Source organism: Janthinobacterium sp. SUN120, assembly GCF_030397735.1.
Classification (GTDB): domain Bacteria; phylum Pseudomonadota; class Gammaproteobacteria; order Burkholderiales; family Burkholderiaceae_D; genus Janthinobacterium; species Janthinobacterium kumbetense.
On record NZ_JAPUBW010000001.1, the window covers coordinates 758,131 to 773,743 of the forward strand.

The window sequence follows — 15,613 nt, forward strand, 5'->3', positions numbered from 1 at the left end:
CTTCGCATGAGCCTGCCATTGCCGCGCGATAAACACGATACGCGCAACGCGCAAGCCCTGATCGCCTTGAGCTGGGAGGAAGTCCGTCCAGCCATGCCGCAGATCCTGGAATGGGTGCAGGATGTCAATTGGCCGGTGGCCGCCGTGCTCCTGCCGTATCTGGCCGGCATCGGGCCGCGCCTTGCCCCCTATATAAAAACGGTGCTGGCCGGTAATGACGAACAATGGAAGTATTTTGTATTGCAGGGCATCGTGCGTTATTCACGGGAGCTGGCATTCGAATTGGACGGGGAATTGCAACGCTTCGCCCATGCACCGACAATGGGAGAACGGGAAGAAGGCGTGGCCGAGGTGGCCCGGGAAATTCTGCAATGCCAGATAATAACTGTGGCCGGCCAGTAATCAGGGGCATTACTGTAAGAAATCAGTATTGAATGTGCGTGCGTGTGGCCATTCCTGTAATAGATAGGAGACAATCCGGGCCGAATATATTTCGACCTCCGGGTTGTAAAACCCTCCCTATCATTTAACAGGAAGATTACATGGGCAATTTTAGTATCCCGCAAACCAATAAAGCACTCGCCGTGTATTTTCATGGCAAGACGGTGCCTAGGCTGTTTGCGGTATTTGCGGCGATCCTGGCGGCAGTGGCAGGTTTTGTCTTGTACCTGAGCACGACCATCCCTCAGAAAACACTGACCGATACGCAGGCCATGACCTTGCGTAATGGCGCCAAGCTGGGCACGCACAGCAATTTGACTATTCTGTACGGCACGGCGGCTTTTCTATTGCTGCTCGCCGTGCTGGTACTGGTCATGCGCGCGATAATGCTCAAGCGGCGGAAAAGCCGTTTTGAATTGCATGAAGACGGTGTGGTGCATGAATTGAACGGCATTCGCAGCTATGCCGCCTTTGCCGATATCGAGGACCTGTATCTGTTTGCCGGCGGCTCCACCGCCATGACCGGCATGATCAATAACTTTGCCTACCGCACGGGCGCCGACCAGCCCTGGATATGGGCTACCGGGGAACTCAAGCGCTTTGACGAGTTCATGGACGAATTTCGCTCCCGTTACCTGGATTACCGCATGCCCGTCTTGAAGCAACAGCTGGCGGACGGCGAGCGCGTGACTTTCCGCTACATCAGCAGCGGCGAGGTATACAAGAAACGCTTCTTCGGCAATTTCCTGAATGTCAAGACACAGGAACTGGCCTTGTCGGCGCAGGGCTTGCATGTGGACGGCGTCACTTGGCCTGGCGCCAGCCTCAAGTGCATGAATCAGAATGACTGGACCGAGAGATTGACGATCAAGGATGCGGCGGGTACGACCGTATTTTCATGCATCGGCACGGGTATCCTGAGTTTCGACCTGTTCGCCAATATGATAGACGACGAGATTAATCAAGCGTCGTAATTCCGGCGGAAATAAGCCTCCCGATACGGGGAGGCTTGCGACCGGCTTATCCCGGTCGGCGGCCAAATACAGATAAAAAATGAAAACACATTTACTGTCGAATGACGAATATCAAAAAACCTTCCATGCACCCATGTTGAAGGTGACCGAGACCGCCAGGGAAGTCGTCGATCTTTGGGCATATGCCGATCTGGTCATCGGGAGTGACTTTGGCGACGCCGCGGACTGGAATTGGCAGGTCGCGCATATTTATGAGTCGTCAGATGGAAAGTTTCAGCATATCGGCATTCCCGTTCCCCACGATGACACTTATCTGACTGTGATCGTCGATATACACGGCAGAAAAATCCTGGGGCATGTTTTTCTTGATTTGCGCGCCAGGCAGTCAAGCCGCAGTGAGGAATAACAGGGAGCGATTGGTGCTCCATGTCGCATTGATAAGTTATTGGCAAGCCGATACGGCATGACTTGCCCGCCAGTCCCCCCATCGTCTACACTCGCCGCATGAAAAATTTTGAAAAGCGGCGCGACCGCTATGACTTGTTCCGGGCGTTTGATAATCCCCTCGTCAACATCAACTTCCAGCTCGACGTGCCGGACTTCCGGCCCTGGTGCAAGGAACGGGAAATCCCCGTGTTTCACTTTTTCCTGTTTTGCCTGCTCAATACGGTCAGGGATATCGATCAGTTCATGTACCGCATCTACCAGGGCGAGGTGATCAGGATCGATGATTTTCCCGCTTCCTATACCGTCATCAATGGCGACGAGAACCTCAATTACACGCGTTTCACGATGACGGACCAGCTCGACCTGTTCATCGAACGCAGCCTGGCAGCCAAGCGCTTCGCGGAAGCCAGCTCCGCGCTGATCAATACGGGCGAGGGGGAAACCGAGCGCGAGCAGCGCAACAATATCTTCATCACTTGCCTGCCGTGGCTGGAGCTGGCGGCCATCGAACACCCGATCCACCGCCACCGCGATGCCGATATCCCGACCTTTACCTGGGGCAAGTTTGGCCCCGCGCAAGAGGATGGCCGCATGCGGGTGCCGTTTTCCGCGCAAGCCCACCATGGCTTTGTCGATGGCTACCATGTGCAGAAACTGGCGCAGGCATTGTCGCAGCGCATCGCCGCCATCATTTCCTAGGCTAAATAATCGCTGGGTGCCTGGCCCAGCACGCGGCGGAAGGCGGCCGTGAAGGCGCTGGGGCTGGCATAGCCGAGGTCGAGCGCGACACGGGTGACGGCTTGCCCGTCCGCCAGCCGCGTGATGGCCGCCAGCAGGCACGCTTGCTGGCGCCATTGGGCAAAGGCCAGCCCCGTCTGGGCGCGGAATTGCCGCGTAAAGGTGCGCCGGCTCATGCCGGCCTGCGCCGCCATCGCATCCAGGCTGCTGTCCAGGCTCGGCTGCCGCAGCATGTCCATGCACAGGCGTGCCAGCCGGGGTTCCTGCGGCAAGGGCGCGTTCAGGGGCAGGGGGCTGGCGGCGGCAATCTCGTCGAGCAGCAAGGCCATCAGTCGTCCGGCGCGCGATGCTTCCGCATACAAGGCATCCACGGTCACGGCCTCGGCCAGCAGCTGGCGCAGCAGCGGCGAGGCGTCCAGCACCTGGCAGTGGGGCGGCAAGCCCATCCCGGCGATGGCCGGTGCGTCGATAAACACGTTGTGCATGGTCACGGCGCCATGCATGCGCATGCCGTGCGAAAGCCGGGCCGGTACCCAGCAAGCCCGCTGCGGCGGCACCAGCCAGTTGCCTTGCGGTGTGTGCACGCTGATGACCCCGCGCGCCGCATAGGCGAATTGCCCGCGCGCATGGCTATGGCTGGGAAAGACGGCATCGGCGGCATGGTCGCGCGCCGTGGCGATCAAGGGGCGGGGCACTTCCGTATAAAAATCATCCATGGCCCATACTCTACAGTATTTGACCTGCCATCGAAGGCGGGCCGCTTGCCGGCCGCTTACCATCACACTCTTTTCAGGAGTGAACATGCACAATAGCTATCATCGCGTGGGCCATGGCCCGCACGCCGTCATCGTCCTGCACGGCTGGTTTGGCGACGCCCACGCTTTTTCCCCGATGGAAGCGGGTCTCGACGGCGGCGCTTTCAGCTATGTCTTCATGGACAATCGCGGCTATGGCGGCATGCGTGGCGCGGCGGGTGAGTATTCGATGGAAGAGGTCGCCCGCGACGCGCTGGCCTTGGCCGATGCGCTCGGTTTTGCCACCTTCAGCGTGGTGGGCCACTCGATGGGCGGCATGGCGCTGGAACGGCTGGCCTTGCTGGCGCCCTTGCGCTTGCGCAAACTGGTGGCCGTGGCGCCCGTGCCCAGCTGCGGCCTGGCGTTCGACGGGGCGGCGCGGCAACTGTTTCTCGACGCCAGCGGCAACCAGCAGGCGCGGCGCGCCATCATCGACCGCAGCACGGGCGGGCGCTTGCCTGCCGCCTGGCTGGACTGGAAGGCGCAATATTCGTGGGAGAGTGCGGATCGGGCCGCGTTTGCGCGCTACTTCCTCGCGTGGAGCGGGACGGATTTCAGTGAAGAAATCAAGGCGGCGCGCGTGGCACTGCCGTTGCTGGCGCTGGTGGGGGAGCACGACCCCCGTTTTGACGCGGCCCTGATGCGCCGCACGTATCTGGCGTGGTACCCGCAAGCCCGGCTCGAGGTGCTGGGCAATGCGGGACACTATCCGATGAATGAAACGCCGCTGGCCCTGGCGGCCAGCATCGAGGCGTTCTTGACGGAAAAAGACTAGTTACGCTGCCTTGCTGCGCAGGCGCAGCAGGCTCAGGCCCAGCAAGACGAAGGCGCCGCCGCAGATGCGGTTGAACAGCTTGGCGCGGCCCGGCGTGGCCAGCTGGGTTTTCAGCAGGCGCGCCAGATTGGCGTAGAACAAGTGGGCCAGCATGGCGCAGGCGACAAACGAGGTCGTCAGCACGGTGAACTGGATGGCCACCGGTTCGCCCGGCGTGATGAATTGTGGAAACAATGCCGAAAAGAACAGGATGGCTTTCGGATTCGTCAGCGCCACCGTCAAGCCCTGGCGAAACAGTTTCCAGAACGTGTTGGGATTCGCCGCGCCGGGTGCCACGGGCGCATCGGCCACGACGCTGGTCTTGCTGCGCCATTGCTTGATGCCCAGGAACACCAGGTACAGGGCGCCAGCCAGTTTCAGCAGCATGAAGGCCGTGGCCGAGGTGGCCAGCACGACGCCCATGCCGGCCATGGCCACGCCGGAAATGATGAACAAGCCGAAACCATTGCCCATGCTGCTGATCATGGCGCGGCGCGGTCCGACGGCGATGGCATTCGAGATGGCCAGCAGGACGGCCGGGCCGGGAGAAAACGTGACGAGCAGGGCGACGCTGCAGAAAAGCAGCCAGTTCGAGAGATGCATGGGTGTTCCTGGGTGGGGCCGGAGCCGGATTGAGAGTCAAAACACGCTTATTGTACGAAGTTTTCGACTCCCGTGTCGGCTACCCCGGCCCGACAGCGGCGAGTGTCATGCAAACAGGCTGGCGACCACATGGTTGATGGCGGCGCCACCTGCGATCAGCCAGCAGAACAGCAGGCCGGCCAGCAACAGGGGCTTGATGCCGGCGCGGCGGATGGCCGACATGTGCGTCGTCAAGCCCAGGGCCGCCATGGCCATGGCGAGCAAGGCCGTGTCGATATCGGTGATGGTGGCCACCATGTTTGCTGGCAGCAGACCGAGCGAATTGAAGGCGACCACGCCGATGAAGATGAAGGCGAACCAGGGGATGGCCAGCTTGGCCGCCTTGTCGTGGCCGCCGTTGCCGCTCCTGGCCTTGCTGCGCGCCAAGACCGCCGACAGGATGACGAGAAACGGCGCCAGCATCATCACGCGCACCATCTTGGCGATCACGGCCGCATTCGCCGCCTCTTGCCCGATCGATTTGCCGGCCGCCACCACTTGCGCCACCTCATGCACGGTCGAACCGATGTACACGCCGAACGCGGTGGGCGTGGCGCCCAGCACCTGCCAGCCCAGGTTCCACCGGTATAGCAAGGGATACAGGAAGATGGCGATGGTGCCGAACACGACAACGGTGGAGACGGCCACGGTGACATCCTCGCTGCGCCCCTTGACGACGGGCTCGGTCGCCATCACGGCCGCCGCGCCGCAGATGGAGCTGCCCGCGCCGATCAAGATGGCGCTGTTGCGTTCCAGTTTGAACACCTTGGTGCCGAGGAACATGGCCAGGCCAAACGTGGACGCCAGCACCAGCGCGTCGATGGCGATGCCGGCCAGGCCGACCTGGCCGATATCCTGGAAGGTCAGGCGGAAGCCGTAGAGGATGATGCCGAGTCGCAATAATGTCTGCTTGGAAAAGGCCACGCCCGCGCCGCAGGTGGGCGCCAGGCGGCCATACACGCTGTTGCCCAGCACGATGCCGAGCATGATGGCCAGGGTGAGCGCGCTCATGCCGTGGCTTTGCATCCATTCCAGCTTGCCCAGCGCAATGGCGCCCCAGGCGATCACGCCGCTGAGCAGCAGGCCCGGCAGCAGGCGGCCGTAGCGGTCGCTGAAACTTGTTGTATTGGTGCTTGAGAGGGAAGACATGCCGTACTCCATGTTTTTATGCGTATGGCATGACTGTACAGTTTGTCGATTAAATGGTAAAACGGATTGTTTTTGTATGTTTAACCGATAAAATAGGTAAATAAAATGGCGTTGACCTTACGGCAACTACAGATTTTCCTGGCCGTGGCGGACACGGGCAGCACCAGCGCGGCGGCCGAACACATTGCGCTGTCGCAATCGGCCACCAGCGCGGCCCTGAATGAACTGGAAACCTTGCTGGGCGCGCAACTGTTCGACCGGGTGGGCAAGCGATTGCTGCTCAACGACAATGGCCGCCTGCTGTTGCCGCAGGCGCGGCAGATGCGCGACGGGGCCGCCAGCATCGAGCGCCAGTTCGCGGGCGCCGACCCGTCCGTGCCCGTCAGCCTGCAAATCGGCGCCAGCACCACCATCGGCATTTATCTGCTGCCGCAGATCCTGGCGCAGGCGGCGCAGCAGTATGGCCGCAGCATCCCGCAAGTGACGATTGCCAACACGGCCGACATCGCGGCCGCCGTGGCGGAATTCCGTGTCGATATCGGCCTGATCGAAGGGCCGTGCCACGAAGCGGGCTTGCTGGTGGAGCCGTGGCTGACGGACCAGATGCTGATCGTGGCCGCGCCCACGCATCCGCTGGCGCAACTGCGCCATCTGCTCAGTTTTACGGAGCTGAACCAGGCGGGCTGGCTGCTGCGTGAAGCGGGCTCGGGTACGCGTGAAGCCGTGGAACAGGCGCTGGTGCCGTATCTGCACTATCTGCGCGCCGCAGGCGAGTTCAGCAACTCGGAAGCGATCAAGTATGGCGCAGCGGCCGGGCTGGGCATCGCCTGCCTGTCGCGGGTGGTGGTGGCCGATTTGCTGGCCAGCGGGCAATTGGTGGAACTGGAAACCATGCTGCCGCCATTGGAGCGCAACTTTTACCTGATTCGTCAGTCCAAAAAGATCCTTTCGCCCCGTTTGACGGGTTTCCTGGAATTGTGCCGCCACGCGTCGCGCATGGCGGGCTAGCGCGCTCAAACAGCTTGACTGTTTTTCATATGAGGGATAAATTCCCATATATGGAAAATTCAGCACTCACAGAGAACGATACGGAACAGCGGCTGGCGGCCCGTTTAAAACAGTTGCGCGTGGAGCGGGGCTGGTCGCTGGATCAGCTGGCCAGTGCCAGCCAGGTCAGCCGCGCGACTTTATCGCGCCTGGAAAATGGCGAAGTCAGCCCGACTACAAACGTGCTGGGCAAGCTGTGCGCCGCGTATGGCTTGGCCATGTCGCGCCTGCTGCGCATGGTGGAAGACGATTTTCCGCCCCTGCTGCGGCGGGCCCAGCAAAGCGTGTGGACGGACCCGGACACCGGTTTTATCCGCCGCTCCGTCTCGCCCCCGGCGCGGGCGCTGGCCGGCGAAGCGCTCGAATGCGAGCTGGGCGCGGGCGTGACGATCGCCTATGCCGCCTCGCCCCGGCCCGGCATGGAACATCATTTGTTGCTGCAGGAAGGCAAGCTGAATGTGACCGTCGACGGCCGCTCGCACGACTTGCTGGCCGGCGATTGCTTGCGTTACCAGCTGCACGGCGCCAGCGCCTTCATGACGCCGCCAGACAGCGGCGCCCGCTATTTTCTCTTTCTTGTCTGAGGTCGTCATGCCCGCATCGCCGCGCCATTTTTCATCCGCCGACATTCTCGAACGCTTGCCGGAGCTGGGCGCGCTGCTGCAGGCATGCGTGCACGACGGCGCCAGCATCGGCTTCATCCTGCCGTTCGACACGGCAGCCAGCCAGGCGTTTTGGACGGATAACGTCTTGCCGGCCGTCACGCGCGGCGTGCGCCTGCTGCTGGTGGCCGAGGTGGAAGGGGCGGTGGCCGGCGCCGTGCAGCTGGACTGGGATACCAATCCCAACCAGGCGCACCGGGCCGAAGTGCGCAAGCTGCTGGTCGCACCCGCTTTTCGCCGTCGCGGCCTCGCGCGCCAGCTGATGCAGGCGCTGGAAGAGCAGGCGCGCCTCTTGCCGCGCAGCTTGCTGACCCTGGACACGCGCAGCAGCGACCATGCCGAACCGTTGTATTTGTCGCTTGGCTACGTGGCGGCGGGCAGCATCCCCGGCTATGCGCTGGCGCCGGCCGGTGACCGGCTGGACGCCACCACGGTCATGTACAAGCAGCTATAGCGAATTTATCGCGGCGAGGCGATGAGCTGGGGAACTCAGGCTTTCAGCCGCGCTCTAACGCTTGCGGCAGACAGGTTTGCCGGCGCGGTGACAGCGTGCGTGGTCTGTGCGGCTACCAGGCTGATGCCGTGTGCGGCTTGGGCTAACACTTGGTCACGGCTCAGCTTGAAGATGCCAACCGTGCCTGACAGTAGAGTGGCGCGCTGCTGCATGCTGGCCGCCGCGGACGATGCCTGTTCCACCAGGGCTGCGTTTTGTTGCGTTACCTGTTCCATTTGCACGATGGCGGCATTGACTTGTTCGATGCCGGACAATTGCTCGCCGCTGGCCATGCTGATTTCGCCTATGATGTCCGTTACGCGGTGCACGCTGGCCACGATTTCGCGCATGGTGGCGCCGGCCGTATCGACCAGGCGCGCGCCTGCGTCGACCCGCTCGACGGAGTCGCCGATCAGTTGTTTGATTTCCCTGGCCGCGCCGGCCGAGCGTTGCGCCAGGGTACGTACTTCAGCGGCCACGACGGCAAAACCGCGCCCCTGTTCTCCGGCGCGCGCTGCTTCCACGGCCGCGTTCAAGGCCAGGATATTCGTCTGGAAGGCGATGGCGTCGATGACGCCGATGATGTCAACGATCTTTTTCGACGAAGCGTTGATCGAGCTCATGGTATCGACCACTTGCGCCACCACCGTGCCCCCTTTGCCTGCCACTGCGGCGGCCGATTGCGCCAGCTGATTGGCTTGCCGCGCGTTATCGGCATTTTGCTTGACGGTGCCCGTCAGCTCGTCCATCGAGGCGGCCGTGCGTTCCAGCGAACTGGCTTGCGCCTGCGTGCGCTGCGACAAGTCCAGGTTGCCGGCGGCGATTTCGCCCGAGGCGCCCGCGATGTCGTGCGTGCCGCCGCGCACCTCGCCCACGATCGTGATCAAGCTGGCATTCATGTCTTTCAGGGCTTGCAGCAGTTGCCCCACTTCATCGCGGGAATCGACGCGGATATGTTCGCTCAAGTCGCCGCCAGCCACCTTGCGCGCCACTTTGACGGCATGCCGCAAGGGCCGCACGATGCCGCTGCTGATGAACCAGGCCGTCGCCAGGCTCAACATGCCGCCGACCAGGCCCAGCGCAATGATCAGCACGCTGGTATCGCGCGCGCGGCCCATGGCCGCCTCGGCCGCCGTGCGCATCTGCGCCGATTGCGTGGCGATCTGCTGGTCGAGTTCACGGAGGGCGGCTTGTTCTTGCGTACTGTTGCGCGTGGCCTGCAATTGCGCGATGCGCGCATAGCGCTGGTTCACGCTGCTATCGATTTCCCCGCTCACGGTCGACAACTGCCACGTGCTGATGACCACTACCACGGCCAGTAAAAGCGAAGTGAGCAAAAAGCCTGTGGTCAGGCGCACACCGATACGTATGTTTGAAATATTCATGTCCCCTCAGCTGTTGTCCCATGGTGGCCGTCTCCCATGCCTGCGGCATGGCGTGGCGCTTGTCCCCTGAAGTTGCTGGGGTGAAATGAGTGTAGCAGTGCGGTACTAAGTAATCTATAAATATTTCCATATTGGAATTAGTCACTGCCTGTTTAGCAACAGCGGCATGATTTGTTGCCAGATAAAATCACTCGCCGTATTACAGACGCGTCCTACCTCGATACCCGGTATCGTCCGACTGGCGCATGCCGGTGCAGCGCCTACACTGTTTCTTGCACAGACCCGACGGCGGGTCTTTCTTCTTATTCACAGGAGGCTGACATGGCGAATATCCAGGCAGGATCGGACGGTGCGGCAAATGAGGAAATGTCGGCCAAGCGCCTGAACGTGGTCGACTGGATCTCGATGATCCTGCTGATCGTGGGCGGTTTGAACTGGGCGCTGGTGGGCTTGTTCGATATCGATATCGTGGCCCGCATCCTGGGCGCCATGTCGACGGCATCGCGCGGCGTGTACGTGCTGGTGGGACTGGCGGCGCTGTATTCCATCTATCTGTGCGTGCGCAAGCTGCCGGCCAAGCCCTAGAGTCGTCTGCGCGACCATGAGGCGGCGCACAAGAAGCGCAAGGGCGTGCTGCAAGCGCCGAATTTGATCTGACGTGTCACGGGCCTGATGCCGCCTTGTGCGCGTGCATGTGCCTGCCTGCGTGCAGGCTGGCGGACAGCCAGCTTGGACGCTGACGTCGTTGCATATGTTTATTGCATGCGCTTACTGCGTGCGCAGATAGGCCAGCAAATCGGCCACTTGCTGGGCGTTGCCGATGCCCCAGAAACGCATGTTATTGCCAGGAATGAAATCGCTCGGCGCTTTCAGGAAGCCGGCCAGGTTTTGCTCGGTCCAGACGATATTCGCGTTTTTCATGGCCGCCGAGTATTTATAGTCGGTGGTGGCACCGGCCTTGCGGCCGATCACGCCCGTCAGCTTGGGGCCGAAGCCGCCGCGCGCCGATGGTCCCACCTGATGGCAAGAGGCGCACTTGCGAAAGGCGGCCTTGCCCGCTTCGGCATTGCCCGTGGGGGCGGCAGGAGCGGCCGCCTGTGCGGCGGCGACTGGCGCAAGCAGCAAGGCTGCGGTGGCGAGAGGGGAAAACCAGCGAAAAAGAAATGGATAGGTCATCGTTGAGGCGGAAGTGCACGATATGGCAAGCAATGACGTATTTTACAGGCGGGCATCAAAACCTGTCCGTCAGCGGCGCAGCGATGCCCGGCGGCGCAGGAATGGCTGCGGGAATGGCGGCAGGAAGGGAAGCGTGCAGGAATCGATACGGGATGGCCTGAATGCCGCTAGCGCTTGCCGCCTTGGGCACCCAGCGCCGCCATGGCCGACGCGAACACGATGCAGGCGATGGCCAGCCATTGGGTCAGGCTCAGCAGTTCTCCCAGCACGGCCATGGCGGCCAGCGCGCTGACGGCGGGCGCCGCGCTGCTGAACATGCCGAACACCCCTTGCGGCAAGCGACGCAAGGCAAAGATTTCCAGAGAGTACGGCAGGGCGCTGGACAGCATGGCAATGGCCAGGCCCATCAAGGCAATCGACGGCGCCAGCAGGGCCGTGCCCGAATAGGTGATGCCGATGGGCACCGTCACCATGGCCGCCACCGTCATGCCCCAGGCCACGGCTTGGCCACCTTGCAAGGTCGAGGCGCGCTTGCCGAAGATGATATACAGCGCCCAGCACAGCGCCGCCCCCAGCGCATACGCCACGCCGACCGGGTCCAGGCTGCCTGGACTGCCTTGCAGCGGCAACAGTAAATACAAGCCAAACACGGCGCACGCCACCGCCAGCAAATCGCGCGGCCGCCGCGACGACAGCATGGCCACGGCCAGCGGCCCCGTTACCTCGATGGCGACGGCGATACCGATCGGTATCAGCGCAAACGCCCGGTAAATCAGCAAGTTCATCAGCCCCAGCACGGAGCCGTAGACAAGCAAGTTCAGCACATCCTTGCGCGTCAGCCGGTAGCGCCAGGGCCGAAAGATGGCCAGCAGTATCAGCGCCGAAAACCCCACCCGGTACGCCGTAATCCCTTCCACGCCAATGACAGGAAACAGATTCTTCGCAATCGCCGCCCCCAGATTGACGGAAATCTGCCCTCCCAGTACGGCCAGGGAAGGGAGCAAGATGCTGTCGGGGAGGGAAGAGGTCGAGGCGGGGGAGGTCATGGGACGGTATTTTAATATGCCTGAGGCTGGCAGTCGCTGGCAGATTGGTAAGCCGGGGAGATTTAACGAGGTAGTTGCTGACATGACTGGTGCATTGCGGCTACTTTTTCGATATCATGTTGCAAAATACGCTACAGTTGTGGAATCGTTTACGAATGGTCAGAAGTAGCCGCTCCTAATCGAACAGCCTTTACCATTAGCACGTTAAAGACTGATACTAATGCTAATCGGCATTTTGACTAAAAGAGTCGGTAATCAGCCAGTAGCGGTCAGTCAGATTCGACCCACGAAGGGCAAAACTGTATCCCCAGTGAAAATTGGACACCTTTTAGGAGAACCGAGTGCAACCACAGTTAGATGAAATTAAGCGGCGTGAGATGTCTGCGCTAGCCGCGATTCGTGATGCGTTCGGTACCGAAGCTGATGAATACGGTGGAATTCTATTCGTCTCTCACCATCTCGAAGAGTTGGACGCCACCTATTGGCAGTCGAATCTGGCCACTACGTCCCCCGAACCCGAACAGGTTCTTGGCCTCTTGGAATTGAAGTCTCACTGGGGTGACGAGGATGAGAACGGCATTGATGTGTTCGATTTCACTTTGCCTGGCAAGGTTACAAATTACGTACTTAGCGTCCGATTCGATGAAACAGGTGCCATCGAGGAAATTTCCATGGAAAGCTAAACGCAGCATGTCCAATCTTGCAACCGACTCGGACTTGCTTTAGCGCTCCGACGAGCGTCTGCTTTAGACGTAGTTGGCTGTCGCAAAGCGGCCAGAAGCAGTCATTGGAGAGATAATGGATTGGGAACCGATTTCAGAGACAGAATTATGGGATAAGATCATAAGTGCGGAAGGCCGAATGAGTCCTCAGGTACTCCGCCTGTGGGAATCCATCAAAATTCCTCCTGAGAAGTGGGTCGAGCAAACCTATGGCACAGTTGGCGGCGGCTTTTGGGTTGTGGCCGTCATCGGTGGCAGGGTAATCTGGTTCAACGATATCGAAGATGGTTTTAACTGTTCTTCATATATAGTCGCCGGTAAGCTTTCCGAGTATTTTTGCAACCAAGATGAACTTGAGATAGCCGTTCAAAATGTGCTAGCGATCATCGAGACCGGCAGAGATTCAATCGCGCGACGCTCCGTCCCGATCCCAGGGGAATGGCAGTCTAGATAAGTCAAATATCAAAGATCCGGTCTGGAGCAGAACCTACCAACAGCGGCAATCGGCCAGTAGCGGACGCTCGGTGCGCACCACGAAACGTATGCTACTGCACCAATTCTTCGAGACTTGCAAGTGATACTGCAATCCTTCGAAAAAAATTGAAAGAAAAGAGAATAATGAGTATTGCTCCTCGTGGTATGAGTATTCAAGAAGCTTATCGACTGTACCGAGAAGATAAGTTGGTTGTTAACCGAAAATATCAACGTAAATTGGTATGGACTCTGGAAGAAAAACAAAAGCTGGTGGATAGTATATTAAATGACTATCCTATTCCTTTGGTTCTACTTGCCGAGGTGCAGTCGCCGCACGGATTATTCTATGAGATTATCGATGGAATGCAGCGCTTGAATGCTATTGTCGCGTTTATTGAAAATGAGTTTAGCGTAGCCGATAATTTTTTTGATGTTGATCAATTTGCGCGTGCACGACAGACAGCTGAAGCTGGGAAATTCAATCGGGTAGATTTTGGCAATTATTTAACGCCAGCGTTGTGTGCTAATTATTTGGATTATCAGCTGGCGGTTACAACTTTCCCTACCGTAAGCGAGGCTCAAGTTACTGAGGTCTTCGGACGTATAAATTCTGGTGGGCAACAGTTAAGTTGGCAGGATCGGCGTCAAGCGGGGAAGATCAACGAATTCTCGTCATTGATACGACGCCTCGCTTCCGAAATTCGCGGCGATGCCTCTAGGGAACTTCTCCCGCTTAGCGAGATGCCAGATATTAGTATTGACACGGCACGTCGTGGATTGGGGTACACATTGAAAGCCGAAGAGATATTCTGGTGCAAACAGGGAATTCTTTGGACTAAGCAATTGCGAGAAAGTGAAGATGAAGAAATTCTAGCTGACATTTGTGCATCGCTGCTGGACGGCCGACCGATAGCACGGAGCAGAGAACTTCTCGATGCCATATACGACGACAATTCGTCCGAGCATCTGGACATTGAGCTAAAGCTCACGGCGTATGGTTCAGAGCGGCTGTACGAAGAGGTTAAGGTTACTTTATCAGTGCTACGAGAAACCGTAGAAACGTACAGCAACGCAGTGAATGCGCTACGTACTGCCATTAATCCAGGTTCAAACAATCCGATAAAGGCTTCCTTTTTCGCGTTGTTCATGGCGTTTCATGATCTCGTCATCGGCGAAGAAAAAACTCCTTGTGAGGCTGGGAAGATTTTGCAGTCTATCGGTGGCCTGCAAAAGGCGATGATTAGTACCGCTAAATATTCCAAAACGGAAGACCGGGTAAAAAATATTGATAAGACAAAAGGCCTAATACAGCGGTATTTCGTAAGAAAAGATCCCCCAATGTTGAGACACGGCGCCGGATTGGCACTTGACTTTGAAAACGCAATGCGACGATCAAAAATTGAGACGGGGCGTTACGAATGCAAGCAGGGATTGGTTAATTTGAGTGCAGATCGCAGGGCAGACAAAGAGTTCGAACTGACATTGCTCCAGACGATCTGTGGAATTGCGAATGTAGGACCGGATAGTAGCGGATTCCTATTCTTGGGGGTGGCCGATAAGGAAGCCGATGCCAAGCGGGTAAAAGTGTTAGATGAAGTTGAAGCGATTAAGGTCGGTAATCGATTTGTTGTTGGCATAGATCGTGAATTGCCAATATTGGGAATCTCATTAGAAACCTACGTAAAGCGCTTAAGCGCGATGATCACCCAATCGGACCTTTCAGAAGTTCTACGACATCAAGTTTCGTCCCAGATCGATGCTGTTACTTATAAAGGACTTTCAGTCATACGATTGAGAATCCCACCGCAAAAGGGAGTATCTTTTTTAGGGGAACGTGCCTACATTCGGGAAGATTCCTCAACTGTAGAGGCTAGCGGGAAAAAATTGCTAGCGGTCAGCGCGTTGTTTTAATTGCTAAAGTGAAGGGGCTGGGCGGCCTATGGCAGCCTTCTAGTTTTCCGACGTAGTTAATGTCCGCTATGGGGTGGAAGCGGACATTACAAGTTTTATCTGTTTTTTTGGATAAACGCCTCTTTCTTGCATTCATTGGCATTATTAAAGATGGTAAAGTTTAATGTCATTGCTGTGCGCATTGACAATAGTTAAATTAATATGGTGAAGACACGGAAATCCTGCATTTCTTGCTGTTTATCGCGCCGTCTATTTGCTTGTAACTCAGGAGAAGTATTGAATGACTGTTTTTAGTATCGGCGACACCAATTTCGAAGTGGATGTAGCGAAATCAAGCATTAGTCTGGAAACGCATGGCAGCGGCATGCTGGAGCTGAATATCGATATCCATGGCGACGATGAGGTGTTTATGCGCTTGACCGAGCCGGAGGATGCGGAATGGTCGTGGGCGCTGTATCCGCCGGCTTTTTTGCTGCATGGCTTGCGCATACCGGAAGGGCAGGGAGGAGCGTTTGCGATCGGGATGCTGGATATGCATCCCGAGGCGGAGGAATCGGGTATCTATATGATGGAATATGGTGACGTGTCGGCTGTCAACATCATTGAATTGTCGGCGGATCGACTAGCCGTGTCGGGCATGGTGGACTTGTGGGGCAAGCGCCTGCCATTTCATATCGATATGCCGCGCAGATAGTATC

At 58.4% G+C, this 15,613-nt stretch carries 19 protein-coding genes; 13 read left to right on the forward strand and 6 right to left on the reverse strand.

The features are described from left to right. Positions 1–6: 6 nt before the first annotated feature. The 4 genes from O0879_RS03315 to O0879_RS03330 all read left to right on the forward strand — a co-directional run bounded on the left by O0879_RS03315 (position 7) and on the right by O0879_RS03330 (position 2,561). The gene (locus O0879_RS03315; protein ID WP_289914600.1) at positions 7–402 is read left to right on the forward strand and encodes a DUF5071 domain-containing protein; all 396 of its coding nucleotides are present in this window, start codon (positions 7–9) and stop codon (positions 400–402) included. 140 nt (positions 403–542) lie between these two features. Continuing rightward, positions 543–1,415 (forward strand): hypothetical protein, encoded by an 873-nt coding sequence (locus O0879_RS03320; protein WP_289914602.1) that lies wholly within the window; start codon positions 543–545, stop codon positions 1,413–1,415. Between the two features lie 79 nt (positions 1,416–1,494). Further along, on the forward strand, positions 1,495–1,821 hold the full coding sequence (locus O0879_RS03325; RefSeq protein ID WP_289914603.1) for a hypothetical protein: 327 nt from the start codon (positions 1,495–1,497) through the stop codon (positions 1,819–1,821). 98 nt (positions 1,822–1,919) lie between these two features. Then, positions 1,920–2,561 (forward strand): CatA-like O-acetyltransferase, encoded by a 642-nt coding sequence (locus O0879_RS03330; RefSeq protein WP_289914605.1) that lies wholly within the window; start codon positions 1,920–1,922, stop codon positions 2,559–2,561. Here O0879_RS03330 and O0879_RS03335 read toward each other — a convergent pair. Next, positions 2,558–3,316: a helix-turn-helix transcriptional regulator gene (locus O0879_RS03335; protein ID WP_289914607.1), complete on the reverse strand. Its 759-nt coding sequence runs from the start codon at positions 3,314–3,316 to the stop codon at positions 2,558–2,560. The genes O0879_RS03330 and O0879_RS03335 overlap by 4 nt on opposite strands. An 85-nt stretch (positions 3,317–3,401) precedes the next feature. Between O0879_RS03335 and O0879_RS03340 the strand changes: the two genes are divergently transcribed. After that, entirely contained in the window at positions 3,402–4,169 is a 768-nt protein-coding gene (locus tag O0879_RS03340; RefSeq protein ID WP_289914609.1) for an alpha/beta hydrolase, read from the forward strand. Here the strand turns inward: O0879_RS03340 and O0879_RS03345 are convergent, their stop codons facing one another. Together O0879_RS03345 and O0879_RS03350 are read right to left on the reverse strand one after the other, a co-directional pair. Continuing rightward, positions 4,170–4,811, reverse strand: a complete 642-nt coding sequence (locus O0879_RS03345; protein ID WP_099667826.1) for a LysE family transporter — start codon at positions 4,809–4,811, stop codon at positions 4,170–4,172. A 105-nt stretch (positions 4,812–4,916) separates the two neighbouring features. Then, complete coding sequence (locus O0879_RS03350; RefSeq protein WP_289914610.1) at positions 4,917–5,999, reverse strand: YeiH family protein; 1,083 nt, start codon at positions 5,997–5,999, stop codon at positions 4,917–4,919. Positions 6,000–6,104: 105 nt separating this feature from the next. Between O0879_RS03350 and O0879_RS03355 the strand changes: the two genes are divergently transcribed. The 3 genes from O0879_RS03355 to O0879_RS03365 are packed head-to-tail and all read left to right on the forward strand — an operon-like array spanning position 6,105 to position 8,162. Continuing rightward, a complete protein-coding gene (locus tag O0879_RS03355) occupies positions 6,105–7,007 on the forward strand; it encodes a LysR family transcriptional regulator (protein WP_289914612.1) in 903 nt (300 codons plus the stop codon). A 50-nt stretch (positions 7,008–7,057) separates the two neighbouring features. Then, positions 7,058–7,630, forward strand: coding sequence for a helix-turn-helix transcriptional regulator (locus O0879_RS03360; RefSeq protein ID WP_289910135.1), 573 nt, complete (start codon positions 7,058–7,060; stop codon positions 7,628–7,630). A gap of 7 nt (positions 7,631–7,637) precedes the next feature. Then, the gene (locus tag O0879_RS03365; protein WP_289914613.1) at positions 7,638–8,162 is read left to right on the forward strand and encodes a GNAT family N-acetyltransferase; all 525 of its coding nucleotides are present in this window, start codon (positions 7,638–7,640) and stop codon (positions 8,160–8,162) included. Positions 8,163–8,197: 35 nt separating this feature from the next. On the opposite strand, the gene O0879_RS03370 is transcribed toward O0879_RS03365, so the two are convergent. Continuing rightward, positions 8,198–9,586 carry a methyl-accepting chemotaxis protein gene (locus O0879_RS03370; RefSeq protein WP_289914614.1) on the reverse strand — a complete coding sequence of 463 codons (1,389 nt, stop codon included), beginning with the start codon at positions 9,584–9,586 and terminating at the stop codon, positions 8,198–8,200. Between the two features lie 321 nt (positions 9,587–9,907). Here O0879_RS03370 and O0879_RS03375 point away from each other — a divergent pair, with 321 nt between their 5' ends. Next, a complete protein-coding gene (locus O0879_RS03375) occupies positions 9,908–10,171 on the forward strand; it encodes a DUF378 domain-containing protein (RefSeq protein ID WP_218965320.1) in 264 nt (87 codons plus the stop codon). 183 nt (positions 10,172–10,354) lie between these two features. Here the strand turns inward: O0879_RS03375 and O0879_RS03380 are convergent, their stop codons facing one another. Both O0879_RS03380 and O0879_RS03385 read right to left on the reverse strand, forming a co-directional pair. After that, positions 10,355–10,762, reverse strand: coding sequence for a cytochrome c family protein (locus O0879_RS03380; RefSeq protein ID WP_289914615.1), 408 nt, complete (start codon positions 10,760–10,762; stop codon positions 10,355–10,357). Between the two features lie 167 nt (positions 10,763–10,929). Next, positions 10,930–11,808 (reverse strand): EamA family transporter, encoded by an 879-nt coding sequence (locus tag O0879_RS03385; protein ID WP_289897765.1) that lies wholly within the window; start codon positions 11,806–11,808, stop codon positions 10,930–10,932. A gap of 341 nt (positions 11,809–12,149) precedes the next feature. Between O0879_RS03385 and O0879_RS03390 the strand changes: the two genes are divergently transcribed. The 4 genes from O0879_RS03390 (at position 12,150) to O0879_RS03405 (ending at position 15,609) form a co-directional block, all read left to right on the forward strand. After that, a complete protein-coding gene (locus O0879_RS03390; protein WP_289914617.1) occupies positions 12,150–12,491 on the forward strand; it encodes a DUF2004 domain-containing protein in 342 nt (113 codons plus the stop codon). A gap of 115 nt (positions 12,492–12,606) precedes the next feature. Beyond that, complete coding sequence (locus O0879_RS03395; protein WP_289914619.1) at positions 12,607–12,984, forward strand: hypothetical protein; 378 nt, start codon at positions 12,607–12,609, stop codon at positions 12,982–12,984. A 164-nt stretch (positions 12,985–13,148) separates the two neighbouring features. Further along, positions 13,149–14,915, forward strand: a complete 1,767-nt coding sequence (locus O0879_RS03400; protein WP_289914621.1) for a DUF262 domain-containing protein — start codon at positions 13,149–13,151, stop codon at positions 14,913–14,915. 280 nt (positions 14,916–15,195) lie between these two features. Continuing rightward, a complete protein-coding gene (locus O0879_RS03405; protein ID WP_289914622.1) occupies positions 15,196–15,609 on the forward strand; it encodes a hypothetical protein in 414 nt (137 codons plus the stop codon). Positions 15,610–15,613 lie beyond the last annotated feature (4 nt).